This window comes from Devosia sediminis (genome assembly GCF_016411825.1).
Taxonomy (GTDB): Bacteria; Pseudomonadota; Alphaproteobacteria; order Rhizobiales; family Devosiaceae; genus Devosia; species Devosia sediminis.
In genome coordinates, this window is the sequence record NZ_JAEKMH010000003.1 from 257,500 (window position 1) to 283,156 (window position 25,657).

General features: G+C 65.2%; 28 protein-coding genes. 16 read left to right on the top strand and 12 right to left on the bottom strand.

Annotation, left to right across the window (positions count from 1 at the left end; translation table 11 throughout):
• The first annotated feature begins 18 nt into the window (after nt 1-18).
• The gene (locus tag JEQ47_RS14350) at nt 19-1,617 is read left to right on the top strand and encodes a TadG family pilus assembly protein (RefSeq protein WP_198877123.1); all 1,599 of its coding nucleotides are present in this window, start codon (nt 19-21) and stop codon (nt 1,615-1,617) included.
• Between the two features lie 88 nt (nt 1,618-1,705).
• Entirely contained in the window at nt 1,706-2,833 is a 1,128-nt protein-coding gene (locus tag JEQ47_RS14355; protein ID WP_198877124.1) for a Gfo/Idh/MocA family protein, read from the top strand.
• 374 nt (nt 2,834-3,207) lie between these two features.
• Here JEQ47_RS14355 and JEQ47_RS14360 read toward each other — a convergent pair whose 3' ends face one another.
• On the bottom strand, nt 3,208-3,813 hold the full coding sequence (locus tag JEQ47_RS14360; protein WP_198877125.1) for a hypothetical protein: 606 nt from the start codon (nt 3,811-3,813) through the stop codon (nt 3,208-3,210).
• Between the two features lie 99 nt (nt 3,814-3,912).
• Here JEQ47_RS14360 and JEQ47_RS14365 point away from each other — a divergent pair, with 99 nt between their 5' ends.
• Complete coding sequence (locus tag JEQ47_RS14365; protein ID WP_198877126.1) at nt 3,913-4,350, top strand: Rrf2 family transcriptional regulator; 438 nt, start codon at nt 3,913-3,915, stop codon at nt 4,348-4,350.
• A 79-nt stretch (nt 4,351-4,429) separates the two neighbouring features.
• Nucleotides 4,430-5,320 (top strand): NAD(P)/FAD-dependent oxidoreductase, encoded by an 891-nt coding sequence (locus JEQ47_RS14370; RefSeq protein WP_198877127.1) that lies wholly within the window; start codon nt 4,430-4,432, stop codon nt 5,318-5,320.
• A gap of 49 nt (nt 5,321-5,369) precedes the next feature.
• Here JEQ47_RS14370 and JEQ47_RS14375 read toward each other — a convergent pair whose 3' ends face one another.
• Both JEQ47_RS14375 and JEQ47_RS14380 read right to left on the bottom strand, forming a co-directional pair.
• Nucleotides 5,370-5,738: an endonuclease domain-containing protein gene (locus tag JEQ47_RS14375; protein ID WP_198877128.1), complete on the bottom strand. Its 369-nt coding sequence runs from the start codon at nt 5,736-5,738 to the stop codon at nt 5,370-5,372.
• An 83-nt stretch (nt 5,739-5,821) separates the two neighbouring features.
• Nucleotides 5,822-6,859, bottom strand: a complete 1,038-nt coding sequence (locus JEQ47_RS14380; protein ID WP_198877129.1) for an aldo/keto reductase — start codon at nt 6,857-6,859, stop codon at nt 5,822-5,824.
• Between the two features lie 70 nt (nt 6,860-6,929).
• Here JEQ47_RS14380 and trhO point away from each other — a divergent pair, with 70 nt between their 5' ends.
• From trhO to JEQ47_RS14395, 3 genes are read left to right on the top strand one after another with little or no spacing between them, the layout of a single operon-like run.
• Nucleotides 6,930-7,970: an oxygen-dependent tRNA uridine(34) hydroxylase TrhO gene (gene trhO / locus JEQ47_RS14385; protein ID WP_236020884.1), complete on the top strand. Its 1,041-nt coding sequence runs from the start codon at nt 6,930-6,932 to the stop codon at nt 7,968-7,970.
• A gap of 30 nt (nt 7,971-8,000) precedes the next feature.
• Nucleotides 8,001-8,291: a BrnT family toxin gene (locus JEQ47_RS14390; RefSeq protein WP_198877130.1), complete on the top strand. Its 291-nt coding sequence runs from the start codon at nt 8,001-8,003 to the stop codon at nt 8,289-8,291.
• Entirely contained in the window at nt 8,257-8,523 is a 267-nt protein-coding gene (locus JEQ47_RS14395; RefSeq protein WP_198877131.1) for a BrnA antitoxin family protein, read from the top strand. The genes JEQ47_RS14390 and JEQ47_RS14395 overlap by 35 nt, the downstream gene beginning before the upstream one ends.
• Here the strand turns inward: JEQ47_RS14395 and JEQ47_RS14400 are convergent.
• Together JEQ47_RS14400 and JEQ47_RS14405 are read right to left on the bottom strand one after the other, a co-directional pair.
• Nucleotides 8,520-8,834, bottom strand: a complete 315-nt coding sequence (locus JEQ47_RS14400; RefSeq protein ID WP_198877132.1) for a HigA family addiction module antitoxin — start codon at nt 8,832-8,834, stop codon at nt 8,520-8,522. The genes JEQ47_RS14395 and JEQ47_RS14400 overlap by 4 nt on opposite strands.
• On the bottom strand, nt 8,809-9,090 hold the full coding sequence (locus tag JEQ47_RS14405) for a type II toxin-antitoxin system RelE/ParE family toxin (protein WP_198877133.1): 282 nt from the start codon (nt 9,088-9,090) through the stop codon (nt 8,809-8,811). The genes JEQ47_RS14400 and JEQ47_RS14405 overlap by 26 nt, the downstream gene beginning before the upstream one ends.
• Nucleotides 9,091-9,211: 121 nt before the next feature.
• Here JEQ47_RS14405 and JEQ47_RS14410 point away from each other — a divergent pair, with 121 nt between their 5' ends.
• A complete protein-coding gene (locus JEQ47_RS14410) occupies nt 9,212-10,165 on the top strand; it encodes a LysR family transcriptional regulator (protein ID WP_198877134.1) in 954 nt (317 codons plus the stop codon).
• Here JEQ47_RS14410 and JEQ47_RS21080 read toward each other — a convergent pair.
• Complete coding sequence (locus JEQ47_RS21080; RefSeq protein WP_198877135.1) at nt 10,123-10,917, bottom strand: LytTR family DNA-binding domain-containing protein; 795 nt, start codon at nt 10,915-10,917, stop codon at nt 10,123-10,125. The two genes, JEQ47_RS14410 and JEQ47_RS21080, sit on opposite strands and share 43 nt — an antisense overlap.
• Nucleotides 10,918-11,006: 89 nt before the next feature.
• Between JEQ47_RS21080 and JEQ47_RS14420 the strand changes: the two genes are divergently transcribed.
• Nucleotides 11,007-11,528 (top strand): DUF2306 domain-containing protein, encoded by a 522-nt coding sequence (locus JEQ47_RS14420; protein WP_236020885.1) that lies wholly within the window; start codon nt 11,007-11,009, stop codon nt 11,526-11,528.
• Here JEQ47_RS14420 and JEQ47_RS14425 read toward each other — a convergent pair.
• Complete coding sequence (locus JEQ47_RS14425) at nt 11,473-12,303, bottom strand: alpha/beta fold hydrolase (protein WP_198877137.1); 831 nt, start codon at nt 12,301-12,303, stop codon at nt 11,473-11,475. The two genes, JEQ47_RS14420 and JEQ47_RS14425, sit on opposite strands and share 56 nt — an antisense overlap.
• 39 nt (nt 12,304-12,342) lie before the next feature.
• On the bottom strand, nt 12,343-13,323 hold the full coding sequence (gene mbfA, locus JEQ47_RS14430) for an iron exporter MbfA (RefSeq protein WP_198877138.1): 981 nt from the start codon (nt 13,321-13,323) through the stop codon (nt 12,343-12,345).
• A 163-nt stretch (nt 13,324-13,486) separates the two neighbouring features.
• Here mbfA and JEQ47_RS14435 point away from each other — a divergent pair, with 163 nt between their 5' ends.
• From JEQ47_RS14435 to JEQ47_RS14455, 5 genes are all read left to right on the top strand, one after another.
• Nucleotides 13,487-13,888: a hypothetical protein gene (locus tag JEQ47_RS14435; RefSeq protein WP_198877139.1), complete on the top strand. Its 402-nt coding sequence runs from the start codon at nt 13,487-13,489 to the stop codon at nt 13,886-13,888.
• Between the two features lie 64 nt (nt 13,889-13,952).
• Nucleotides 13,953-14,474, top strand: a complete 522-nt coding sequence (locus tag JEQ47_RS14440; protein ID WP_198877140.1) for a YcnI family copper-binding membrane protein — start codon at nt 13,953-13,955, stop codon at nt 14,472-14,474.
• Between the two features lie 50 nt (nt 14,475-14,524).
• On the top strand, nt 14,525-16,129 hold the full coding sequence (locus JEQ47_RS14445; RefSeq protein ID WP_198877141.1) for a copper resistance CopC/CopD family protein: 1,605 nt from the start codon (nt 14,525-14,527) through the stop codon (nt 16,127-16,129).
• A gap of 21 nt (nt 16,130-16,150) precedes the next feature.
• Nucleotides 16,151-16,645, top strand: coding sequence for a copper chaperone PCu(A)C (locus tag JEQ47_RS14450; protein ID WP_198877142.1), 495 nt, complete (start codon nt 16,151-16,153; stop codon nt 16,643-16,645).
• 3 nt (nt 16,646-16,648) lie between these two features.
• A complete protein-coding gene (locus JEQ47_RS14455; RefSeq protein ID WP_198877143.1) occupies nt 16,649-17,239 on the top strand; it encodes an SCO family protein in 591 nt (196 codons plus the stop codon).
• Here the strand turns inward: JEQ47_RS14455 and JEQ47_RS14460 are convergent.
• Together JEQ47_RS14460 and JEQ47_RS14465 are read right to left on the bottom strand one after the other, a co-directional pair.
• Complete coding sequence (locus JEQ47_RS14460; RefSeq protein ID WP_198877144.1) at nt 17,236-17,562, bottom strand: DUF1905 domain-containing protein; 327 nt, start codon at nt 17,560-17,562, stop codon at nt 17,236-17,238. The genes JEQ47_RS14455 and JEQ47_RS14460 overlap by 4 nt on opposite strands.
• Nucleotides 17,563-17,792: 230 nt before the next feature.
• Entirely contained in the window at nt 17,793-19,046 is a 1,254-nt protein-coding gene (locus JEQ47_RS14465; RefSeq protein ID WP_198877145.1) for an NAD(P)/FAD-dependent oxidoreductase, read from the bottom strand.
• 302 nt (nt 19,047-19,348) lie between these two features.
• Here JEQ47_RS14465 and JEQ47_RS14470 point away from each other — a divergent pair, with 302 nt between their 5' ends.
• Nucleotides 19,349-21,298, top strand: a complete 1,950-nt coding sequence (locus tag JEQ47_RS14470) for a hypothetical protein (protein ID WP_198877146.1) — start codon at nt 19,349-19,351, stop codon at nt 21,296-21,298.
• 48 nt (nt 21,299-21,346) lie between these two features.
• On the opposite strand, the gene JEQ47_RS14475 is transcribed toward JEQ47_RS14470, so the two are convergent.
• Nucleotides 21,347-22,273 (bottom strand): LysR substrate-binding domain-containing protein, encoded by a 927-nt coding sequence (locus JEQ47_RS14475; RefSeq protein ID WP_198877147.1) that lies wholly within the window; start codon nt 22,271-22,273, stop codon nt 21,347-21,349.
• 333 nt (nt 22,274-22,606) lie between these two features.
• The gene (locus tag JEQ47_RS14480; RefSeq protein WP_198877148.1) at nt 22,607-23,515 is read right to left on the bottom strand and encodes an extensin-like domain-containing protein; all 909 of its coding nucleotides are present in this window, start codon (nt 23,513-23,515) and stop codon (nt 22,607-22,609) included.
• A 103-nt stretch (nt 23,516-23,618) separates the two neighbouring features.
• On the opposite strand from JEQ47_RS14480, the gene lepA reads away from it, so the two are divergent.
• Entirely contained in the window at nt 23,619-25,424 is a 1,806-nt protein-coding gene (gene lepA / locus JEQ47_RS14485) for a translation elongation factor 4 (RefSeq protein WP_198877149.1), read from the top strand.
• Nucleotides 25,425-25,657: the final 233 nt, after the last annotated feature.

Consider the following 25,657-nt stretch of genomic DNA (forward strand, 5'->3'; position numbering starts at 1 on the left):
CGCGATGAGCGCGGCAATATGGCAATCCTGTTCGCATTCGGTTTCACAGTCTCCGCCCTGGTGTCGGCCGTGGCGGTGGATGCAGCCTCGCTCTACCACGAGCGCCGGCTGCTGCAGGCCGGAGTGGACCTGGCGGCCATATCGGCAACGGCGGATCCCTCCCGCGCTGCCGAGATCGCCCAATCCGTGCTGGTCGAGGCGCGGCTCCTCGCCCCGGCCAGCACGGATGGGCTGACCGTTAGCACAGGCCACTATGACGCGACCGCGCCCGATATCGCCGATCGCTTCACGCCCGGCGGCCTGCCGGTCAATGCCGTCTCCGTCGCCCTCGAGCAAAGCGGCACCCTCTATTTTTCCGCCGGCTTTGCCGGGCAGCCGACCATCGCCGCCGCGGGTCTCGCCGCGGTCACGCCGGAAGTGTCCTTCTCGCTCGGCTCGCGGCTGGCAAGCCTGCATGGCGGTCTCGCCAACGCGGTCCTCTCCGATCTCCTGGGCGCCACGGTGGCGCTGACCCTGGCCGATTACGCGGCTTTGGCCGCTGCACAGGTCAATGCCTTTGCCTTCCTCGATGCCCTGGCACAAAAGCTCGGCGTCACCGCCGGCACCTATGACGAGCTGCTTGCCATGGAGGCCGATGCCGGCCAGATCGCCGGCGCGCTGGCCAGCCTCACGGCCGGGCCGGCACGCACCGCGCTCCAGTCCATCCTCGGCGGCAGCGGCCACGACGTCGCCCTCTCGCATCTGATTTCGCTGGGAGAACTGGGCAGCATGCATCTGGGCAGTGGCGCCGTGGCGGGCCTGAAACTCTCGGTGCTCGACATTCTTTCCGCCGCCGCTTCCCTCGCCGATGGCGACCGGCAGGTCTCGGTCAATCTGGGGGCAGGGGTGCCGGGCCTGGTCTCCCTTGGTCTCGATCTCGCCGTCGGCGAGCCGCCGCAGGGCGCAGCCTGGTTCGCCATGGGTCCGGTCGGCACCACGGTGCGCACCGCCCAGGTCCGCCTGCGGATCAAGACGCAGCTTCTCGGCGGGCCCGTGCTGCTCGGCGCCGGGGTGAAACTGCCGCTCTGGCTCGATCTCGCCGCTTCGGAGGCACAGGTGACCGCCGCCACCTGTCCCACTGCCGCCGCCCCCAATGGCAGCGCCACGATCGCCGTCCGCCCCGGCGTGGCGCGGCTCGGCCTTGGCGAATTGAGCGACGGCGCCCTTGCCGATTTCGGCGCTGCGCCGCCCCAGACGCCGGTGCATCTCATCAATGTGCTGCTGCTCAAGATTTCCGGCACGGCGCTGGTCGAACTGGCCCAGACCACGCCTGTCCCGGTCGGCTTTTCCTCGGCCGAGATTGGCGCCGGAGCGACGAAGACGGCGAAGACAACCACGGCCGTGACCTCGCTTGTCGGCTCGCTCCTGGGCAATCTCGATCTCACCATCAATGTGCTCGGCGTCGGGCTGGCCTCGACGACAGTGCTCGGCAATACCCTCAGGGCGCTGCTCGCGCCCCTTGCCCCGGTGCTCGATACCACGCTCAACGCCACCCTCGGCGTCCTGGGCCTCGGCATCGGCGAAGCCGATGTGCGCGTCCATGGTGTGCGCTGCGACCACGCCGTGCTGGTCGGATAAGGCCGGCCGGCAAAAAGCGCTCATGGCCCCTTCCGACTCCCGCTCTGCGCGGATAGTCTGATGCACGTACATCTGAGAGGAGTGCGCCATGAGCGGCAAGCGCCTCGGTATCGGCCTGATCGGTACCGGCAATATTTCTTCGGCCTATCTGAAGGCCATTATGGGCAAGGACGGGCTGCCGGGTTTTGAGGTCCTCGACGTCAAGGGCGTCGCCGACATGAAGGCGGAAGCCGCCCGCGCCCGCGCGGCGGAATTCGGCCTCCAGGCCATGACGGTCGATCAACTGCTCGCCGATCCCGAGATCGACCTCGTCGTCAATCTCACCATTCCGCGGGCCCATGTCGATGTCGGTCTGCAATGCCTCGCCGCCGGTAAGCATGTCTATTCCGAAAAGCCGCTTGGCATCACCTATGCCGAAGGCCGTCGCCTGCTCGATGCCGCCAATGCGGCCGGGCTGCGCATCGGCTCGGCGCCCGATACCTTCCTCGGCGGTTCGCACCAGCAGGCCCGATCCGTGGTCGATAGTGGTGCCCTGGGCACCATTGTCGGCGGCACCGCCTTCTTCCAGTGCCCGGGCCACGAAAGCTGGCATCCCGATCCGGCCTTCTACTACGACCTCGGCGGCGGCCCCATGCTCGACATGGGCCCCTATTACATCACCGACCTCGTCAATCTCCTGGGCCCGGTCGCCCGCGTCTCGGCCATGTCCTCGCGCCTGCGCGCGGAGCGCACCATCACCTCCGAGCCCAAAAAGGGCCAGACGATGCCGGTGCATATCGACACCCATGTCACGGGCTCGCTGGGCTTTGCCAATGGCGCCATCGTTCAGATCGGCATGAGTTTTGACGTTGCCGCCCACAAGCACGTGCCGCTCGAACTCTACGGCACCGAGCAGACGCTGATCGTCCCCGATCCCAATTTCTTCGGCGGCAAGGTCGAATTGCGTAAGCGCGGCCGCAATGAGGAATGGACCGATGTCCCGGTCACCGCGCCCTATGCGGACGGCAATTACCGCTCCCTGGGCGTCGCCGACATGGCGGCCGGCATTCTCGAAAATCGCCCCCACCGCGCCAATGGCGACCTCGCTCTCCACGTCCTCGAAGTCATGGAAGCCTTCGAACACGCCGCCCGTGAGGGCCGCACCGTGGACATCAATACCCCGGTCACCCGCCCCGCCGCGCTATCGGAGAGTCTGAAGGACGGCAAGCTGAGCTAGGCGCCACCTTCGGTCCTGCAGGCCTAATGCCAGTGTTCATCCCTCCCTCCCCTTGAGGGGGAGGGTAGCGTAGCTTGGCCGAAGGCTTAGCGAAGCTGGGTGGGGTGAAGAGGCTCATAACGGCCCGTGTCGAGTGCGCCTGGCACCTCCCCCACCGTCACCACCCGGCTTGACCGGGTGGTCCATGCGATGACGCGGCAAAGATGGATTGCCCGGCCAAGCCGGGCAATGACGGTGGACGTGAAGCCTTAGGTGTAACATCGAGCGCGCCGTCACCCCACCCTCGGTCCCTCCCTCCCCTCGAGGGGGAGGGTAGCGGAGCTTGGCTGAAGGCTTAGCGAAGCTGGGTGGGGTGACTAACCTCGATTTCTAACCTACCAATACCACCCCAGCGCCTCGGCGGCGTCCTTGTCGAAGTAAAGCTTCACTTCCACATCATTGGCCGGGTCGGTTTCCCCGTCCACATACTGGCGCTGCAGCAGGGTGACGATTTCGGTCTCGGCATCGGCGCCGCGATAGACATAGTCGAAGCAGTCGCTGTTGTCGGCGGTGGTGATGGTGCTGGCGATTTCCTGCCGCAGCGCTTCGAGCGCCCGCCCCTCGATGGCGTCGCCATCCTCGCGCTCATAAGCGCGCACCGAGGGTACCCAGTCGAACCCGATTTCGCAGATATAGCGATTGTCCCGCAACTCCCCGTGATCGACGAAGGAAATGTCGATCTCCTCGGTCCAGGGATTGGATATCTCGTAGGTGGCGTCCGTGCCTTCGATCGAGAGGTAGATGTCCGACCACGAGCATTCGCCGTCCTGCTCGAAATAGCACCAGCGCTCCGAGGCCATCATCAGGGTGGCGATGTCGTCGATATGCACCAGCTTGCCGGTCTTGAGCCGGTCCAGCACAGCCTCGGTATCGGCGTCGAAGGCGAGGCCGGGGACTGCTCCGGCAACGAGCAGGGCGAGCGAAAAAGCGAGGCGACGCATGATGATCCTCCCGAATTGTCGGGGTCAATCTAGCCCAGCTCCGCCCGCGACGAAACCGGGCACTTGACGGCGAAGCTAATATGTAACAATAAAAGTTACATGAAACGCTCAAGCCGCCTTTCCATTGCGCTGCATGCGCTTGTCCATCTCCATGCCCAGCCGGGCAGGGCGCTGACCTCGTCGGCACTTTCGACCTGCCTCATGACCAATCCGGTCGTGGTGCGCCGGGTGCTCGGCGAATTGCGCGAGGCCGGCATTGTCGATGCCAGCAAGGGACCCAATGGGGGCTGGTCGCTGATGCGCCCGGCCGAGGACATCACGCTGCATCAGGTCTATGCCGCCATGGGCGAGCGCCTGCTCATTCGCACCGAAAGCGATCCCGGCGACGTCACCTGCGCCATCGTGCGCTCCGTCGACAGGGTCATGACTGATTTCCTCGATGACGCCGAGGCCCTGCTGGCCGCAAGGCTGGCGCGCGTCCGCCTCAGCGACATCGCGTCTCAAGCCATCAACGCGGGCTTCCCCCGCCTCGACTGAACGAATTCCAACGCGACGCGTCTCGTCTCTGGCCCCTTGGCGCCAGCCGATATCGCTCGCCTATCTGAAAGGATCACACATGCAGGATGTCATCATTGTCGGGGGCAGCTTTGCCGGCCTCACCGCCGCCATGCAATTGGGCCGCGCCCGCCGCAAGGTCACGGTGCTCGACACTGGCCTCAACCGCAATCGCTACGCCGAACATGCCCATAACATCTTCGGCCATGACGGCACCCCGCCCGGCGATCTGCTTGCCGTCGCCCGCCAGCAGGTCGGCCAGTATCCCACGGTCGATCTGGTTCAAGGCAAGGCCACGACAATTGCCGGCGAGCCCGACAGCTTTGTCGTCACCACCGAGGACGGCCGGACCATCGATGGCCGCCGGGTCATCCTCAGCTATGGCATTGTCGACGAATTCCCCGCCATTCCCGGCTTTGCCGAAAGCTGGGGCAAGACCGTCATCCACTGCCCTTTCTGCCATGGCTATGAAGTGGCCGGCACCCGCTGGGGGCTGGTCTATTCCTCGCCCATGTCGCTGCATGGCCCGGTTCTCTATGCCAACTGGACCGACGACATCACCCTCTTCCTCGATGGCAATGACATCATCGACGAGGAGCGGGCCAAGCTTGTGAAGCGCGGGGTCAGGATCGTCGACGGCAAGCTTGCGGCCATCCACCACGAGGGCGGCCGGGTCTCTGGCGTCTCCATCGAGGGCGGCGAGCGGATCGCGCTCGAAGCCCTCTACGCCCACCCCCGCAATCGCCCCTCGGCCGATCTTCACGCCCAGCTTGGCCTCGACATGAAGGATACGCCCACCGGCACCATGGTCGCGGTCGATGCCATGCAACTGACCTCCCGCCCCGGCATCTACGCCGCCGGCGACCTGACCACCGGCATGCATTCGGTAACTTTTGCCACCAATACCGGCTCCCTCGCCGCCATGGGCGCCCTGCAGTCGATGATGGTGTGAGCCTGCAGGTGCGGTGCGCTTGGATCACCCCACCCTCGGTCCCTCCCCCTCAAGGGGAGGGATGCGCAGGACTGGCAAGGGTGTGCAAAACGAGGGTCATGACGCCTTCCAGATTATGCATGACTTCGCCATTGGGTACACGCAACACGCGATAACCCTCGCCGTTGAGAAAGGCGTCCCGGACCCGGTCGCGCGCCGGCGCATTGCCGGCAAAATGCGTGTCGCCGTCCACTTCAATGACGAGCCCCGAAGCGTGGCAGCAGAAGTCGACATAGTAGCGGCGACCGATCTCCACCTGTCGCCGAAAATGGTATCCTTGGGCGCGCAGCAGTCGTAGCGCATTCCAGAGCTTCGCCTCGGGAATGGGCATGTTCCTGCGAAGGTGCCGGGCACGGTCGACGCACATGTCACCCAACATTGCCGGTGCTCATCGCCTCCCTCCCCTTGAGGGGGAGGGACCGAGGGTGGGGTGACGTTACACGCAAGAAGGTCGGCGTGGAACTACCGCAGCCACCCCTGCGGCCGGGGATGCAGTTCCATCTGCCCGCCGGCCGTCGCGGCGTCGATGGCCGCGATCTCCTCGTCCGAAAGGTCGAGATTGTTGAGCACGCCCAGATTGTCCTTGAGCTGGTCGAGGGTCCTGACCCCGATCAGCGCCGAGGTCATTTCCTTGCGTCGCAACACCCAGCTCAGTGCCAGTTGCACCATGCTCTGCCCGCGCGCCCTTGCGATTTCGGCCACCTTGTCGACGGCCTCGAGCACCCGCGGCTCGATATGGCTGGCGCGCAGCGTACCCTGCGGATTGCCGCCCCGCGTCCCCTCGACGCTGCCCGAATTGTACTTGCCCGACAGCACGCCCTGCGCCAGTGGCGAAAAGGCGATGACCCCGATCCCGAGCTCGCCACAGGCATCGATCGTCCGGTCGTTCTCGATCCAGCGATTGATCATCGAATAGCTCGGCTGGTGGATGGTCGTCGCCACGCCCATCTCTTTCAAGATCCGATGTGCCTCGCGCGTCTGCGCTTCGGGATAGGACGAGATGCCCACATAAAGCGCCTTACCCGATTTCACCGCATGGGCCAGCGCGCCCATGGTTTCCTCGAGCGGCGTGTCCGGGTCGAAGCGGTGCGAATAGAAGATGTCGACATAGTCGAGCCCGAGGCGTTTCAGGCTCTGGTCGAGGCTGGCCAGCACATATTTGCGGCTCCCCCATTCGCCATAGGGGCCCGGCCACATATTGTAGCCGGCCTTGGTGGAAATGATCATCTCGTCGCGATAGGGGCGGAAATCGCGCGCCATCACCGTGCCGAACAGCTCTTCCGACGACCCGGCCGGCGGTCCGTAATTGTTGGCGAGGTCGAAATGGGTGACGCCCTGGTCGAAGGCATAGCCCAGGATTTCCATGGCGCTGGGATAGTCGCGCGTTCCCCCGAAATTCTGCCACAGCCCCAGGCTCACCACCGGCAGTTTCAGGCCCGAGCGGCCCGAGCGGCGGTATTCCATGGTGTCATAGCGTGCGTTATCCGCCCGGTAGGTCATGTCTCACTCCCAATTTTGTGGCTGCGGCCGCCCGTGACGCCGGACCCGGCCGATGCTATGAGCGGCGCCGATGACCGCGCAACGCTCCATGTCCGACCCCACTCTGCCCCAGCCCCATCACCCATACAAGGTGATGGCCGTCTATAAATTCGCCGATCTGCCAGATGCCGAGACGCTGAAGACGCCGCTGGCCCAGTTCTGCTGCAATCGGGGCATCAAGGGCACGCTTATCCTCGCGCCCGAGGGCATCAATGGCACCGTGTCAGGCACACCCGAAGCGATCGACGCGCTGGCCGATTTCCTTTTTGCCTCCGGCCCATTCGGCACCCGTCTTACCGGCGCCGAGGTGAAATATTCCTTCGCCGACACCGCGCCGTTCCTGCGCATGAAGGTTCGTCTGAAACCCGAAATCGTCACCCTGCGTGCCCCCGAGGCCAATCCCAGCCAGCAGGTCGGCACCTATGTCGAGCCGGAAAACTGGAACGCGCTGATCGAGCGCAACGACGTCGTCCTGGTCGATACCCGCAACGACTATGAAGTCGGCCTCGGCACCTTCCAGCGCGCGCTCGATCCCAAGACCGAGAGCTTTGTCGAGTTCAAGGACTATGTGGCGAAAAACCTCGATCCGGCCCGCGACAGACGAGTCGCCATGTTCTGCACCGGCGGCATCCGCTGCGAAAAAGCCTCGTCCTATCTGCTGAGCCAGGGTTTTGAAGAGGTTTTTCACCTCAAGGGCGGGATCCTGAAGTATCTCGAAACTGTCCCTGAAGCCGAAAGCCGCTTTGCCGGCGAATGCTTTGTCTTCGACGAGCGCGTCTCGGTCGGACACGGGCTCGAACTGGGCACCGCCACGCTCTGCCGCGCCTGTCGCCACCCGCTGACCCCTGATGACCGCCAGCATGCCGACTATCACGAAGGCATTTCCTGCCCGCATTGCGTCGGCGACGCCGCCAAGCACGCCGCTGCTGCCGAGCGCCAGCACCAGATGGACCTCGCCAAAAAGCGTGGCGCCAGCCACCTGGGCGACGACGCCATGACCGATGCCGCCGAGCGCCGCCAGGCCAAGAAGGCCCGGGCCGAACAGTCGCGGTTGGCGAACAAGCTGGATTGATTTGTACATACAATTGTACTAACAATCAGCATGGACTTCGAGTGGGACGAAGCGAAGAACGAGGCCAACAAGCTCAAGCACGGTATCGGCTTTGAGCGGGCAATTGCCATTTTCGACGGTCGTGTTCGAACCATAGTGGATACCCGCTTCGACTATGGTGAGACGCGTCAAATCAGCTTCGGCATGGTCGACGTGGCGCTCATCCTGGCGGTCGTCCATACCGATCGGCATGGCCGCGTCCGGATCATTTCGGCGCGTCGCGCCTCAGCAAAGGAAAGGCTGTTCTATGAAGGGCCCCTACCAACGCGAACTGACCAATGAGGAACTCGCCAACCTGAAGGACGAGGATATCGACTTCAGTGACATCCCCGAACTGGATGAGACGTTTTGGAAGAATGCCGAAGTGGTCGAGACCGTTGGCTCGACCACGCCCGTCACTCTGCGCGTTAAAACCTCCGTCCTTGAAGCCTTCAAGGCCGATGGCAAGGGCTATCAGACACGCATGAATGCCGTGCTCGAGGCCTATGTGAAGGCGATGAAGAAAGCGGGCTAGGCAGAGCGCGGTTCGATGCGGTCGAGGTCGGCGCCGATCTCGCGCCGCTTTTGCATCAGGTCAAACTCGGCCTGCAGCGTCAGAAAGAACCCTTCGGAAAGCCCGAAATAACGTGCCAGCCGCAAGTCGGTATCGGCCGTCACGCCGCGCAGGCCGAGGACTATTTCGTTGATCCGCCGGGGCGGCACATGGATGCCCCGCGCAAGCGCGTTCTGGCTGAGGCTCATGGGTTTGAGGAATTCTTCGAGCAGAATTTCACCCGGATGTGGATTGGGCAGCAACGCGTCAGTGGTAGTCGACGATTTCGACATCTCTCGGTCCTCCTTCCGTCCAGGCAAAGCAGATGCGCCATTGGTCATTGATCCGTATGCTCCATTGCCCGACACGGTCGCCCTGGAGGCTTTCCAGGCGGTTGCCCGGTGGTATCCTCAGGTCCTGCACCAACCGCGCGGCATGCAGGAGGCGGAGCTTGCGCAGCGCGACGGACTGGATGTCGCCGGGCAGCTTGCGGCTGCGTCGGCCTTGCCAGATGAGCTCCGTTTCACCGTCAGCAAAACTCTGGATCATGACTACAATATAACGTTTCGCGTTATATAACGCAATCCGTCATGCGTCACTCGACGTATAGACATTGCCAATGGCGCGCGCGATAGATGGGGCAGAACCTGCCATCGCATAAGCCTTGTCTATGGACCTCGACCAGCTTCGCACTTTCGACCGCATCGTTCGTGACCAGTCCTTCACGCGGGCGGCGGCCCATCTCAACATCACCCAGGCCACCGCCTCCATGCGCATCCGCGCGCTGGAGCAATTGCTGGGCGTGCAGCTTTTCGTGCGCGGCCGCACCGTGACCCTGACCGATCAGGGCATGACCTTCCTGCCCTTCGCCCGCCGCATCATCGGTACGGCTCAGGAGGGGCGCGAAGCCCTGCGCCGGGTCGAGCGCGGCCGTGTCTCCATCGGCTCGCTGCGCACGCTGGTTTCGCCACTGATCACCGAAAGCCTCATCCGCTTCCAGCAGCAATATCCCGCCGTCGACGTCGTCGTGCGTGAAGGAAGGCAGGCGCAGATCGCCGCCATGCTGCACGAGCGCGAGGTGGAAATGGGCATCCTCTGCTGGCCCAATATCGATCCGCTCGTGGTCGATCTCGAACCCTTGGTCATCATGCGCGAGCGCGTGCCTCTGGTCGTCTCGCCCGAAGTTGCGGCCAGGCTATCGAGCCAGCCCACCATCGACGAGGTGCTGGCCTTGGTGCCACGCGTCATTTCGCTGCGCTGGTGGCAGGCCGATCCCGAGCGCGCCGCCGCCCTGGTCCGCCTTGCCCAGACCAGTGTTGAACTGCCCACCGGGCCGGCCCGGCGGCTGGCGCTCAAGGGCGAGGGTCTCGGCTTCTTCGTCAATTCGGCCGTCGAGGACGACGTCAAGGCCGGGCGGCTGGTGGAAATTTCACCGATCGATTTCGAGCCCCTGCATCGCGATACCGCCATGGTGGTGCGAAACCCGGCCGTGCTGGAACGCCCCATGCTGGCTGACTTCATCCGCGAGATCGCGCTCGAATGCGCCCGTGTCGGCGAGATCATCGACGATCGCCTGCACCTTTACCCCTCGAAAAGCCCCGCCGCTCGCGCCGCCTCGAGATAGGTGCGGCTCACCGGCACTTTTGTCCCGGTTTCGAGCTCCAGCATCGCCTTGCCGTTCTGGCGCAGGCTGCGCCTCACTGCGTCCAGCGCCACCCAGTGCGAGCGATGCACCTGCAGCCCGGCAACGGGTGCGGTTTCCCTGATGGCGTCAGAAAGCCGGATCAGCACGAGGCTCGTGCCCCTTTCAGTGGTCACGTCGACATAGTGGTCGGATACGGCAAGGTGGATGAGCCGCCCGCGCTGCGCCCGCGGCAGCCGGTCGAGCAGCGCCGGTTCGGGCTGGGATGCTGCTTGTGCCGAGACGGGCGCAGCCTCGGCCCCCGGCGGTCTTGCGCCCAGCACGGCGCTCAACACGGTCACCGCCATGGAGATCAGCGTGCAATAGGTTGTGAGCGTCACGAGGTCGATCACGGTGACGTTGGGGCCGAAGGCGCCAATGTTCAGCGCCGCCACCACGGCGGCAATGGGCGGTCCCGCTGCGGCCCCGGCAATGGCAGCGGCCAGCGCTGCGGGCAGATGCGGCCTGAGCTGACGCTCGAGAAAGCTCGCCACCAGCGTGCCCGTCGCGGCCGTGCCCACCACGATGGCGCCCCAATAGGCCAGGCGCGGCACCAGCGGAATGGCCTCATAGGTGCCGAATGGCCCGATCATCCCGGCAATCAGGCTGAGCACCAGCAGCACGGCCCAGCTTCGCCCATCGCGCAGCAGCACCTGCATTTCGCGCAGCGTGGATTGCATTGGCTTGTCGCTCACGAAGAATTCCGGCGGTTCGAGAATGGCGCGTTGCGGCCCGGAGTGTAGCGACTCACCCCTTGGTGGCAATGACCAAGCGGAGCCTTTCCATGACTCTCGACCCACTTCTCGAGGCCGATTTCGCCATCCAGATCCATGCCGCATCCGCCATTGCGGCAGTGGTGCTCGGCGCCTTTGTCCTCTGGCGGCGCAAGGGTACGCCCTTACACAAGACGCTGGGCCGGGTCTGGGTGCTCCTCATGTTCGCCGCCGCCACCAGCGCGCTTTTCATCCACGAAATGCGGCTGGTCGGGCCGTTCAGCCCCATCCACCTCTTCTCGCTCTTCACCTACATCACGCTTTTCAATGGCCTCAAGGCCATCATCATCGACCGCGACGTGGTCCGCCATCGCGCCGAGATGCAGGGGCTCTATGCCGGCGCGCTGATGCTGGCCGGGGCCTTTACTTTCCTGCCGGGGCGGCGGATGCACACCGTGCTGTTCGGCGCGGATGCAGGCTGGACCCAGTCGCTCTTGGTCATCGTGCCGATCCTCGTCGGCGCGGGCTTTGTCTGGCTCAATATGCGCCGCCGCGCGCTGCGGACTGGACTGCCGGCGCCGTCACGAAATTGAGCACCGCCTCCCGCCACGCCCCCGTGGCATCGAGATTGGCGCAATGTCCGCCGCCGGCCAGGTGTTCGACCCGCCAGTTGGGCTTGCCTTCGATGGCCTGAAGCTGGGGGATCAGCACCCGGTTGACGCTGGTGTCGAGTTCGCCCACCAGCACCAGTGCCGGTCCAGTCCAGCCCTGCGCCGCCGAAACCAGGTCGTAGCGTCTGACATGGCTGGCGATTTCGCCCACGGCCCGTCCGTTATACTGGCGCAGCAACTGCACGATCAGCGGCCAGGCCGCGCGATTGCGCGTCGTATTACGGGCAGTGATCTCGGCGGCCAGCGCCCGCCCGGGCACGATGTCGAGCAGCGGCACGAGGCCCACCACCGGCGGCAGGTCGAGCGACAGCGCCGTGCCGAACAGGGTGAGCGATCTGAGCCGGTCCGGCGCTTCCGCAGCCGCGCCGAGGCCAAGAATGCCGCCCAGCGAATTGCCGACCCAATGGACTGCCGCGAGCTCCGTCGCATCCGCCATGGCATAAAGATCGGCGCGCATGCGCTCGGGCGAAAATCCGGCGGCGTCGATGCTTGCGGGGACGCCCGATTGTCCATGTCCGCGCAGGTCCGGCAGCAGCACGCGGATTCCCCTCTCGCCGAACCATGTTGCATCGGCGGCGAACTGGTCGCCACCGGCGCAAAGGCCGTGGCAGAGCAGCATGGCCGGGCCGCTTTCGGGCCCGGTCAGCCCGAAGCGCAGCCGCGTCCCATCATCGGCGACGATCTCGCGATACTCCATGGTCCGAGCTTACCCCGGCGCCACGCTTTGCGGTAGCCGCTAGGCGTGGCCGATGAGAATACCGGCGGCGAACACCAGCGAACCGCCCAGCACCACCTGCAGCACCGCCCGCCAGAACGGGGTATGCATATAGCGCTGCTGGATATAGGCAATGGCCCAGAGTTCGAGCAGCACCACGGCCACCGCCACGGCGGTCGCGGTGAAGAAGTCGGCAATCAGATAGGGCAAGGCGTGGCCGAGCCCTCCAATGGCGGTCATGACCCCGGCGGCAAGTCCACGCTTGATCGGCGAACCGCGTCCGGTCAGCTTGCCATCGTCCGAGGCCGCCTCGGTAAAGCCCATGGAAATACCGGCGCCGACAGCAGCGGCAAGGCCCACGAGGAAGGTCTGGTGCGTATCGCCGGTGGCAAAGGCGGCGGCAAAGACCGGCGCCAGCGTCGACACCGAGCCATCCATCAGCCCCGCAAGGCCCGGCTGCACATAGGTCAGGAGAAACTGCCGGTGCTGCTCGTGCCCTTCGCTCTCCCGGCCTTCCTCGCCCAGCACCTTTTCGTCGATCTGGTCGGCGCGTCTGGCATGGCCTTTTTCGGCAGCGGCAAGGTCACCCAGCAGCTTGCGAATGCCGGCATCGGTCACCTGTTGGGCCGCTTCGAGATAGAAGCGGTAGGCGCCTTCTTCCATTTCCCACACCTGCTGGCGGGCCTGCTCCAGGGTCAGTGTCTTTTGCAGCCAGATCGGCTTGCGGGCGAGAAAGCCACGCACATGCTCGCGGCGGATCGGCACCAGCCTCTTGCCGAAGCGCGCGACATAAAGGTCGAGCAGGCGCCGGCGATGCTCGTCCTCTTCGGCCGCCATGCCTTCAAACAGTGCAGCGCTGCCCGGATAGGTCTGGTCCAGCCGGGCCGCGAATTCCGAATAGATGCGCCCGTCTTCTTCTTCGGCGGCGATGGCCAGCGAGAGGATTTCGCGTTCCGAAAGCGAGGCAAAGTCGCGCCGGTTGTCGGGCCAGAGACGCAGCATGGCGCCCTCCAAACTTTAGAATGGTTCCAAACAATGCTTAGAACTGTTCTAAACTGCGCGCAACGACTTTATGATCCCGGTTTTTGATCTGCGACAATGTGAATGCGCTCCCGCCATGCCAAATCTCTTGAGCACTGGCAGGGGCCGGGCTATCGAGGTTGCCGTGAGCACCAGGGCGCAAATCCGAGAGCGAAATCTGTTCCGCGAAGCCGGTCTGGCGGTCGCGGTGCTGGCCATCTATGTGCTCACGCTCCTGTTGCCGCTGCATCAGGTCGCGGGCCTGCAGCGCGATCTCAACGCGCTGGGCTATTCCACTCTCGATAACTGGTCGGCCTGTCAGCCTCTGGCGCAGGACGAAAATGGCGATCCCCAGCAAGCCGCGGCGTTGAGTTGCCCGGCCAGCGGCATCGCCAAGCATCAGCTGGCCGCCGTGCTGCCGCCGGTTCTGGTCTTCGATCCCCCAACGGCTGCCAAACGTGTCGGCTTCGTCGAACTCTTAAGCATCCGCAGCGTCAACCTGCCCGATCATGTGGGGCAATCCCGCGCGCCTCCCGTCACGGTCTGATTCCAAGCATTTCAGTGCCCGCACCAGCGTGCCGGTATCAGACCAAATCGACCGGAGATCACAGATGATCCGTACTTTTGCGCGAGCCGCCCTGGCCGCCACTACCCTTGCCGCCCTCGCCGCTCCCGCTTTTGCTCATGCCACTTTGGAGGTCCAGGAAGCTGAGCTTGGCGCCGGCTACAAGGGCGTGCTGCGCGTCCCCCATGGTTGCGGCACCGAGGCCACCCACACCGTCCGCGTGCAGATCCCTGAAGGCTTCTACAATGTGAAGCCCATGCCCAAGGCCGGCTGGACGCTGGAAACCGTGACAGGTCCCTACGCCAATTCCTATGACAATCACGGCACGCCGATGACCGAAGGTGTCCAGGAAATCGTCTGGTCGGGCGGCAACCTGCCCAATGAATGGTATGACGAGTTCGTCTTCCGCGGCACCTTTGCCCCGACGCTCGAACCCGGCACCTTCTATTTCCCGGCCATCCAGGAATGCGCCAATGGCGAAGAGGCCTGGGTCGATGTCACCGGCGCCGAGGATGCGGAAATGCCCGCGCCCAGCGTTGAGCTGGTGCGCGGAGCGGCCGGACACTGAGCCCTGAACCGGGGCGGAGCTTTGCTCCGCCCTTCCCGGAGGCCCCGATCATGCTGCGCTCGCCCGTATCCCTGCTGGCTCCTGCCCTGGCCCTGCTGCTGTCGCTGTTCGCGGCGCTGCCGGCCCTTGCCCATGCGCAACTGCTCGCCTCGAACCCGGCCGCCAATGCACTGCTCGCCGAAAGTCCGGCGCAGTTGGAACTCACCTACAACGAGCCGGTCACCGCGCTGGCCATGACCCTGATCGGCCCCGATGGCGTGTCGGCCGACATCACCCCATCGACCACTGCGGGCGCCACCCTGGCGATACCGCTCCCCCCCTCCCTGGCCGATGGTACCCATGTCCTGTCCTGGCGCGTGATCTCGACCGATGCGCATCCGGTTGCCGGGTCGCTGATCTTTTCGGTCGGCCATGTCACCGGCGCTGCCGAGGTCGCCGCCGCCCCCACCGGCTCGCGCGCCACCGCCATCCTGCTCTGGGTCAGCAAGGCCTTGCTGTTTTCCGCCCTTTTCGTCGGGGTCGGCGGCGCCGTCTTCGCCCTGTTTGCCCCGCTCCCGCATCCTGCCCGCCGGCTCGCTGCCCTTCTTGCCCTCATCGGCCTCGTCATCGCGCCCCTCAGCCTCGGCCTCCATGGCGCCGATGCCTTGGGCGCCGATCCCGATGCCATGCTCGGGACCGCCCCCTGGTCCACCGGCTTTGCCACCTCCTATGGCGCCACCGTCCTGGCTTTGGCCGCGAGCCTCGCCCTCGGCGCCGTGGCGCTGGTCCATCCCCGCATGGCCTGGCTCGGCTGGCCCGCCTGGCTGGTCGGTGCCCTGGCCCTCGCCATGAGCGGCCATGCCGGCTCCGCCGCGCCGCAGTGGCTCACCCGCACCGCCGTCACCTTCCACATCGCCGGCATCCTGTTCTGGATCGGCGCGCTGCTGCCCATTTGGTTCTGGCTGCGCGACCGCAGGCCCGAAGCGGACAATGCCCTGCGCCAATTTTCCCGCATCATCCCCTTGGCCGTAGCGGCAATCCTCGTCTCCGGCGTGACGTTGGCCGTCATCCAGATGGGGCCGCCCGGCCCAGCCTGGCTCACGCCCTATGGCTATCTGCTGGCCGGCAAGCTTGGCTGCCTCCTCGTGCTGTTCCTGCTCGCGCTCTGGAACCGTTACCGCCTCACCGGCTCGATCCTTCTCGGCGAGCTGGAACCACGCCTGCATCTGCGGCGCACCATCCTCGTCGAACTGGTGCTGGTCCTCGCCATCCTCGGCCTCGTCTCGGCCTGGCGCTTCACCCCGCCGCCGCGCGGCATTGCCGAGGCCGATGCCGCGCAGGCCGCGCGCAGTGAACCGGCTTATGCCCATGTCATGACGGACACCCTCATGGTCGATGTCACCGCCGCGCCCGGTCGCCCCGGCCCGGTGGATTTCGAGATCTGGCTCGTCGATGCGGTGGGCGATCCCGTCGCGCCGCTCGCCGTCGAGGTCACCTTCGCCGCCCCGACGCTCGGCATCGAGCCCTTCAGCGCCAGCGCCACCTTTGCCGACGGCTTCTGGCTTATCCAAGGCCAGACCATTCCCCTTGCCGGCACCTGGGATGTCACGCTCGACATCCGCTTGAGCCGCTATGCCCAGAACACGCTCGCCACGCAGATCGAAATTCTGCCCTGATCCCCTCGAAAGGAAACCACCATGTCCCTCCGTCTCTCCATCATCGCCCTGGCCTTTGCCGCCGCCCTGACGCCGGCATTCGCGCAGGATCATGCCGCCCCCGCCGCTGCCACCGTCACCGTGGGCAGTATCGAGATTTCCGGGCCCTTCACCCGCGCCACCCTGCCCAATGCGCCAGTGGCCGGCGGCTTCCTGACGCTGACCAATACCGGCGCCGAGGATGATCGCCTTCTGTCGGCCACGTCGTCCATCGCCAAGGAAACCCAGGTTCATGAAATGGCCATGCAGGGCGACGTCATGAAGATGCGTCAACTGACCGATGGCATCGTCATACCCGCCGGCGAAACCGTCGCGCTCGAGCCGGGCGGCTTCCACCTGATGTTCATGGGCCTCACCCAGACCCTGGTCGAGGGGGAAACCGTCGCCGTCACCCTCACCTTCGAAAAGGCCGGCGAGATCACCGTCGACCTGGCTGTCGGCGGCACTGCGGCAGACGCGCCGGCCATGGGGCATTGAGCCATGGCGCTCAATCGTCTGCGCCTGGTCCTCTGGCTGCTGGTGGCGTTTGCCGCCCTCGCCGCCACCGGCCTTTATGCCTATACCACCCTCAATCGTCCGGCCCGCGTCGCGGGCCTGGGGCAGGGGGATTATCAGCTCGCCACCACGTCGGGTGAGGCCTTCACCGCGGCGAGCCTCGTCGGCAGTCCCTCCATGGTGTTTTTCGGCTTCACCCATTGCCCGGAAGTCTGCCCCACCTCGCTGGCCGAAATGACCACCTGGTACGAGGCGCTGGGCGATGAGGCCAGGGATCTCAAATCCTTCTTCATCACCGTCGATCCCGAGCGCGACACGGCAGACGTCGTCGCCGACTATGTCGGCTGGACCGGCCATGTCACCGGCGTCACCGGCTCGGTCGAGGAAACCGCCAAGGCCACCGCCTCCTGGGCCGTCTATGCCGAAAAGGTGCCGCTCGAGGGCGCCGACTACACCATGGACCACACCGCCTCGATCTTCCTCATCAATGCCGAGGGCGAGTTCGAGGGCACCATCGCCTATCGCGAATCGAGCGACACGGCCCTGGCCAAGCTGCGGCGCCTTCTCTCGCTCTAAAGCCGCGGCATCCGCGCCTCGATGCGCATCGTCACCTCAAGCCTGTCGCCGATCTCGATCGGCGGCAGTTTCTTTTGCAGGGCGACTTTCAACGGCAACAGATAGCTGCCCTGGCGCGGAAACAGCGATGTGGTGAAGGCGTGCCCGTCGATCTCCGCCGCAACCGGAATGCAGCCCCAGCCATAGCTGACCGCATGCGACACGGCCTGGATCTGCGCACTGATCTCACCCGGCAGCAGGGCAAACAGAAACGGCGCTGGCCCACGCCAATAGATCACCTCGGCGGAGAAGCTGTATCTGTCTCCGACTGGCGGTTTCCCCATCGTTCCGACCCGGCCTGTTCATCGTCACCACCCGACTTGATCGGGTGGTCCATGCTGCACCGGACTGGATTGCCGGGACAAGCCCGGCAATGACGAAGGGGGCGGCCTCTTGTGCCACTCGCCCCACCCCAGGGTCATTCCCGCGAAAGCGGGAACCCCCGTTGGATGCTCCAGCACAGCAAAACCCACGGCTCCGCCCTCGAGGGCGGAACTCCAGCGGATGAGGGGGCTCAGCCCCCCATGAACCGCTCCATGCGGAACGGCGTGATGTCGATTGCCGTCTCTTCCCCGGTCATGGTCTGGGCCAGCAGTTCACCCGTCGCCGGCCCCAGCGTAAACCCATGATGGGCATGGCCGATGCCGACATAGAGCCCCTTGTGCCTGGGCGCCTTGGAAATGATCGGCATCATGTCGGGCGTGCAAGGGCGGGCGCCCTTCCAGGGCTGCTTGTCGAGCCGTTCGCCCAGCGGGAACAGTTCGCGCGCCGCCCTCTCGGCCTTGCCCAATTGGATCGGCGTCGGCGCCGCGTCGCGCATGGCGAATTCCGCGCCGGTGGTGATGCGGATGCCGCGCGCCATCGGCGCCATGGCATAGCCCACTTCCGGGTCGAGCAGCAGGTGGTTGAGCTTGGCGCCCTCGCCGGTGCCGTAATGCATGTGATAGCCGCGCTTGACGAACAGCGGCAGCCGGTAGCCCAGCGGCTCCAGCACGTCGGGCGCCCAGGGTCCGAGCGCGATCACCGCCTCCCTGGCGCGGATGGTCCTGCCGTTGACTTCCGTGCTCCAGCTTTCTCCGTCCTGCCGCAGACCCTTTGCCGCGCCCTGGATGAAGCGGCCGCCCAAGGTCTCGAAGAGCTTGAAATATTGGGCCACCAGCGCGCCGGGATCCTTCACCGTCCACGGATCGGTCCAGTGGATGGCGCCGGCCAGCCCGCCCTTGAGGTCGGGTTCGACGGCCTTGAGCGCTGCCCAGTCGAGCACTTCGAAGCCGATGCCGAATTGATCTCGGTCGCCTTCGGCCTTGGCCACTTCCTTTTCCAGCTTGTCCGCGCTGCGGAAAGCCAGGTGCCAGCCATAGCGCGAAATCAGCTTTTCCGCCTCCGGCCCGGCGGCGGCGATGAGCTCGGCATGGGTGACGATCGATCGCCCGATCAGTGGCGCGTAGCTCGTCACCACCTTGCGATAATGCTCGGGCGAACTCTCCCACCAGTATTTGAGGAGCGGCGGCGCCAGCTTGGGCAGTGCCAACGGCTCGTAGCGCGCCGCGGTGGAAAGATGCAGGCCCACCTGCAGCAGCGTCTGCAGGTCGCGCGGGAAGGCATGAGGGCGGACGCCCTCGCGCTGGATGATGCCGGCATTGCCGAAACTGGTTTCGAGTCCCGGCGCACTCTTGTCGACCAGAACGACGCTGCGCCCGCGCTTTAATAAGTAAATACCCGTAGCTATGCCGACAATGCCTGCACCCAGGATGATAACGTCGTCCATTTTCCCTCTGCAACCAAAGCGGCGCCGTGAAAGTTACTGCACCATTCCTAACAGTCTGCGCGCGGCAATTCTTGCCAAGTTCGGGCGAAAACCACAGTGCAAACTAAATTATATTTAACACAACTACAATTTTACGCAATTTTGTTCGAAAGTGACCATTTCATGCGGGAAATTTCCAGCGACCGCACCAACGACCAGAGCTGATCATTCAACCAGCCTAACGCCGGATCACCATTGATCCAAGAGCGGTCCCCGGACCCCGCATGACAGGCCCTCGAACTTTGTTGAGGAGGCCACAAGCCATGCGTATTCAGTCACAGATTTCAGCCCTCGCCTTTGCCGCGGCCGTGCTCGCCGCGCCCCCTGCCTTTGCCCAACTCAGTCTCGGCATCAATCTTGGCGGCAATGCTGACGGGGGCGGTCTCGGCCTCGATGCCGGGGTCGATCTCGGCATTGGCGATACCGAGGTCAATGTCGATGCAGGGGTCGGTGTCGGCGGCGACAGCCTCGTCGATGCCGATGTTGGTGTCGATGCCGGATCCTCCGGCGGCTCCACCACCCAGGTCGATGTCGGTGCCGAAGTGCTGGGCGATGACGACGTCGTCGACGTCGATGTTGGCATCGGCTCGTCCGGCAGCTCCAGCAGTGGCGGGTCGACCGGTGGCGGTTCGAGCGCCGGCAGCACGGGCGGTCGGCTGATCGATGCCGACGTGACCATTGGCGGCGGCACGGGCGGCAGCGGCGGTAGCGGCGGCACGGGCGGCAATACCGGTGGCGGCTCCGCCGGCAGTTCCGAGCCGCTGGTCGGTGTCCGCGTTTCCGCTCTCGATGACGCCGCGCGCGTCGATGCGTTGATTGGCCAGCTCGGCGCGCCTGGCATTGCCGGCACCGATCTCGACGACATCGTCGACGATACACGGGTGTCCATCGTCGCCGTGGCCGACCTCCTCAATCAGGATGAGGTCGAGGATATAAGGGCTCAGGTTGAACTGGGCGGCGCCGGGCGTGACGAATTGCTCGCCGCCATCGATGCCAGCGTCGAACTGGGTGCCATCCTTGATCGCGCGGGCGTCGACAGCGAAGACGTCATCGCCCTCTCGGTCGATGCCGGCGGCAATACCGAACTGCTGGTCCTTGATCTTGGCGTCGATGTCGCCGACCTCGGCTCTGGCACTGGTGAGGATGGGCCGCTGCTCGATACCGATCTGGCCGCGCTCGACATCGATCTCCTCACCGACGAGGAACTGGCCGAAGTCGATCTGGCCCTCCTGCCCAATGAAGACCAGCGCCTCGACGCCATTGTCCGCATTCTCGGTCGCGATGGTGGCGATGCCGCGGCAGGCGGCGATTTCGAGCTGATCGCGGTCGATGCCCTCTTGGGCGAGGACTCCCTTGCCGAACTCGACGCCATTCTGGGCGGCGATGACAGCGAGGATGTCATCATCACCGCCGACCTGCTTGGCGTGCTGGATGGCGTCGGTCTGTCGCCCGAGGCCGTCATCGGCCTCGATACCCCGCAAAACGGTCCGACCCGCGTCTTTGTCGATGCCGGTCTGGGCGAGGGGCCGCTGGGCGATCTGGCCAGCGTCGACCTCACCCTGGGCACCGGCTCGATCGGCGGGGGTGGCGATGATGGTGGCGACGACGACGGCAATGGTGGCGGCGACGGCGGCAATGGCGGCGGCGATGACGGCACCGGCGGAGACGACGATGACGGCGTCAATGGCGGCGGTGATGATGGCACCGGCGGCGACAATGGCGGCGATGACGGCGGCGCCGGCAATGGCAATGGCGGCAACAACAATGGGGGCAACGGCACTGGCGGCAATGCTGGCAACGGCGGCAACGGTGGCACCGGTACCATTGGCAATGGTGGTGCCGGCTCCGGCTCCGGCTCCGGCGCTGCGGCCGGCGTGACCGGCAATCGCATGCCGGCGGTTCTGCAGCAGCCCGATATCGTCGTGGCGGAAGTCACCTGCGAGGCCGGCCTGCTCGCCCTCAGCGCCGCGAACGTGCCGAGCCCGGCCGATCTTCGCGCCATTGACGATCTGGAGCTGGTCAATATTGCCGGCTGCGTCCAGACCCTGCGCCAGGATGAACTGGCCGCCCTGCGGTCCGCCATCGAGGCGTCCGACGATCTGCGCAACCAGGTCGAAAGCGCCGGTCTTGCGCTCGACGATCTCGTCGGCGGCGGGCTCGACCAGGGCACGCTGACCCTCTACTTCGACGCCGACGGCACCACCGCCGTCTGATCGCCGGAGCACGGGTCAAGGCCGCCGCACTTCGGTGCGGCGGCTTTTCTATGTCACCGAACCCCCTGGCGGCTGCTGATGCACATAGCCGCAGACGCTGGCCGGCACTTCCGCTTCCAGCCACTGCCGGAACAGGCTCAGCTTCTTGGACTCCCGCCGCCCCTTGGCGGTGGCGAGGAAATATCCCTTTGCACCGGTCACCGGCAGGTCGAAGGGCCGCACCAGCCGCCCGTCGCTTACCGCATCGGCGGTCATCATGTCCGCCGCCAGCAGCACGCCCTGTCCCGAAATGGCGGCGTCGAAGGCCAGCGAGGCATCCGAATAGACCGGCCCACCCAGCGCCGTTTCCGGGTCGAGCCCGGCGCGACGGAGCCAGGCCGGCCAGTCGAGCATGCTGGTACGATCCTCGATCACGGGCACGCGCACGAGGTCCGTCGCCGATTTCAGTTGCTCGAGCAGCAGGGGTGCGCAGACCGGCTGGAAATCCTGCCCGCCGATTAGACGGGTATCGACGCCCGACCAGTCGCCTTCGCCATAGCGGATGCCGCAGTCGATATCGGGCCGGCCGAGATCGAGCATGGTTCCCGTCACCGTCAGCCGCAATTCCAGCCCGGGATGCAGGGCAGAGAACTTGTGCACCCGCCAGATCAGCCAGCGCGAGGCAAAGACGCTCCCCACCGTCACATTGAGTACCCCGTCCTGCGCGCCCGTCAGGCCCGCCAGCCCGTCCTGCAACTGCGTGAACCCGGCGCTCAGCTGTGGCAGCACCCGCACGAGGTCCGGCAGCGGCTTCAACCCCTGCGGCGTGCGGGCAAAGAGCTCGACACCTAGCCGCTCCTCGGCCCGGCGCAGATGCTGGCTGACCGCGCCAACGGTCACGCCCAGCTCCTCGGCAGCCGGCGCCAGCGCACCCCGCCGCGCCACGATCTCGATCGCCCGCAGCGCATTGAGGGGAATGGGAAAGCTCTTGCTCATATAGTTTTTCTAAACTCGGTTGCAGAGCTTGTCCATTGAGAACGGCGGCTCTCGGGCGCACTTTGGAGTCATAACAGTTCCCCAACGCAATCCTGGAGACACAAAATGTCGATCCTGGCCCGCCTCCTGGCATGGCTCGGCCGCGCCCGGCCGTCCCGCCCCACCCCCCATCCCGATTGCATGAGTGTCCACGACTGGGCCGACCTCCCGGCCTATCATCCGAAATGCGGGTGACAAAGCATCCGTAGAAGTCACCCCACCCTCATAGCGCCGGTGTTCATCGTCTCCCTCCCCCTTGTGGGGAGGGATCAAGGGTGGGGGTGCGATGGTGCCCTACTCGCAGATCCGCGCCGTGCAGGTCTGCCCGTGACACCCGAGGTCGAGGTGCAAATGGTCCGCGTGCTCGGCATTGGCTTCCGGCCCCAGCACGGTGGTGAAGCGCCCGCAGGCGGCGCCATGCGCCTGCCGCAGCAGCTTGCCTTCCAGGCTGGTTGCCTTTTGCCAGTCCGCCTCGACACTGATGCGCCGCCCATCCGCCAGCGACACGCCGATCACATCCACCGCATTGGCAAAGCCGTGTTCGGAAACGAACCCCTCGTCCCCGCCATTGCGGTTGCGGCACATCATCGACGTGCCGGTATCGAGAGTCGCGACCGGGCTTTCCAGCGCCGCCGCGGCATAGGCGTCCACCTCGCCCACCCAGTCGGCCAGCGCCCCCGCCATTTCGCAATTGGTGGTTACCGGAGCGGAAAACCCGATCTCGCGGCCATTGACCCGCACCGCCGTGATCGACAGCGGCGAGCGCTCCCCGCATATCCCTTCGGCGATCGGCTCGAGCATCTCGCCCATCACTGAGCCATCGAGCAGCGCCGGGCACGCCGTCTGGTAGATCCGCTCCGGCTCCGCTTCGACCGCCACCGGCTCCGGCTCCTCCGCTACAGGCGGCGCCGCAGGCTCAGGAACTGCTTCCTCCGGCCGCGGCCGGGGCAGGGGCGGCTCCTCCGCCTCTTCGACGGCTGCATCCGCATCCGGCCGTTCCACCGCCGGCGTCGGCACCGTGGGCGCCACCGGCTGCGCCACGCTGGGCGGCGTCGGGCGCACCGGCCCCGACTGACCGCCGCCCTGCGCCGGACGCGGCAGCGCGTCCTCGACGAAGCGGCCGAAACTTTCGAAAAAGTCCTGCGCCAGCGCCGGTGTGGAGGCGCTCAGAAGCGCAATGAGGGTGAAGGAGGTCAGCCGCATGTGGCCCAAACGCCCGATCGCGCCGGAATGTTGCGTCCGGCGCCGGGTTAACCCCCGCTAAACCATCTTTCTTGCCCGTTTGGCTTCTGCTATCAGCGCCCTCATGACAACGCCCCTCGCCAATATCCGCAACTTCTCCATCGTCGCCCATATCGATCATGGCAAGTCGACCCTGGCCGATCGCCTGATCCAGATGACGGGCGGACTCGACGCGCGCGAGATGAAGGAACAGGTCCTCGACTCGATGGATATCGAGCGCGAGCGCGGCATCACCATCAAGGCGCAGACGGTTCGCCTGAAATACAAGGCCAAGGACGGCGAGGACTATGTCCTCAATCTCATCGACACGCCCGGCCATGTCGACTTCGCCTATGAGGTCAGCCGCTCCATGTCGGCTGTGGAAGGCTCGCTGCTGGTCGTCGATGCCTCCCAGGGCGTCGAGGCGCAGACCCTCGCCAATGTCTACCACGCGCTCGATGCCAATCACGAGATCGTCCCGGTCCTCAACAAGGTCGATCTGCCCGCCGCCGACGTCCCGCGCGTCAAGGCGCAGATCGAGGATGTCATCGGCATCGACGCCTCCGACGCGCTCGAAATCTCCGCCAAGACCGGCGTCGGCATCGACACCGTGCTCGAAGCCATCGTCCAGCGCCTGCCCGCCCCCAAGGGCGATATCGACGCGCCGCTCAAGGCCCTGCTGGTCGATAGCTGGTACGACACCTATCTCGGCGTCGTCGTCCTCGTGCGCATCATCGATGGCGTGATGAAGAAGGGCCAGCGCATCCGCATGATGGCCTCGGGCGCCGTCTACGAGCTCGATCGCGTCGCCGTGCAGACGCCGAAACTGGTGGAAGTCGATCAGCTCACCCCCGGCGAGCTCGGCGTCTTCACCGCCTCGATCAAGGAAGTGGCCGATACCAATGTCGGCGACACCATCACCGATGATCGCAAGCCCACCACCACGGCTTTGCCCGGCTTCCGCCCGGCCCAGCCGGTGGTGTTCTGCGGCCTCTTCCCGGTCGACGCTTCGGACTTCGACGAGCTCCGCGCCGCCATGGGCAAGCTGCGTCTGAACGACGCCAGCTTCAGCTTCGAAATGGAAACCAGCGCCGCCCTCGGCTTCGGCTTCCGCTGCGGTTTCCTCGGCCTCCTCCATCTCGAAATCATCCAGGAGCGTCTCTCCCGCGAGTTCGATCTCGATCTCATCGCCACCGCCCCTTCGGTGGTCTACGAGGTCGTCATGACCAATGGCGAGACCATGCATCTGCATAATCCCGCCGATCTCCCCGATGTCATGAAGATCGAGGAAATCCGCGAGCCCTGGATCAAGGCGACGATCCTCACGCCCGACGAATATCTCGGCGCCATCCTGAAGCTCTGCCAGGATCGCCGCGGCATCCAGAACAACCTCTCCTATGTCGGCAATCGCGCCATGGTCGAATACGACCTGCCGCTCAATGAAGTGGTTTTTGACTTTTACGATCGCCTCAAGTCGATCTCCAAGGGCTATGCCAGCTTTGACTACAAGCTTGATACCCACCGCACCGGCGACCTGGTCAAGCTCACCGTCCTCGTCAATGCCGAGCCGGTCGACGCCCTGGCCATGCTGGTCCACCGCTCTGTTGCCGAAAGCCGCGGCCGCCAGATGTGCGAAAAGCTCAAGGAGCTGATCCCGCCGCATCTCTTCGTGATCCCGATCCAGGCCGCCATCGGCGGCAAGATCATCGCCCGCGAAACCGTCCGCGCCATGCGCAAGGACGTGACGGCCAAGTGCTACGGCGGCGACGCCACCCGCAAGCGCAAGCTCCTGGACAAGCAGAAAAAGGGCAAGGCCAAGATGCGGCAGTATGGGAACGTCAACATCCCGCAGGAAGCGTTCATCAAGGCGCTGAAGATGGGTGACGACTGAGGTGCGGAACTCGGCCGCCGGCGCCAAGCTCCACACCCATAGCGCTTTCATCTTCGGGTCAGAGCCATCGGCTCTTGTCGAGTTTTGCCCAAGTATCAATCAGAGTTGAAAGTGAAACGATCCGTCCGCGTCGTGTGTGACAGATAACTGCTCTGAGCCACTATGCTTAGGGGGTAATTTGCCCCGATCGCAAAAGTTTCCAGTAGACCTTCAGCCGAGGCAGAGGTTGAGCA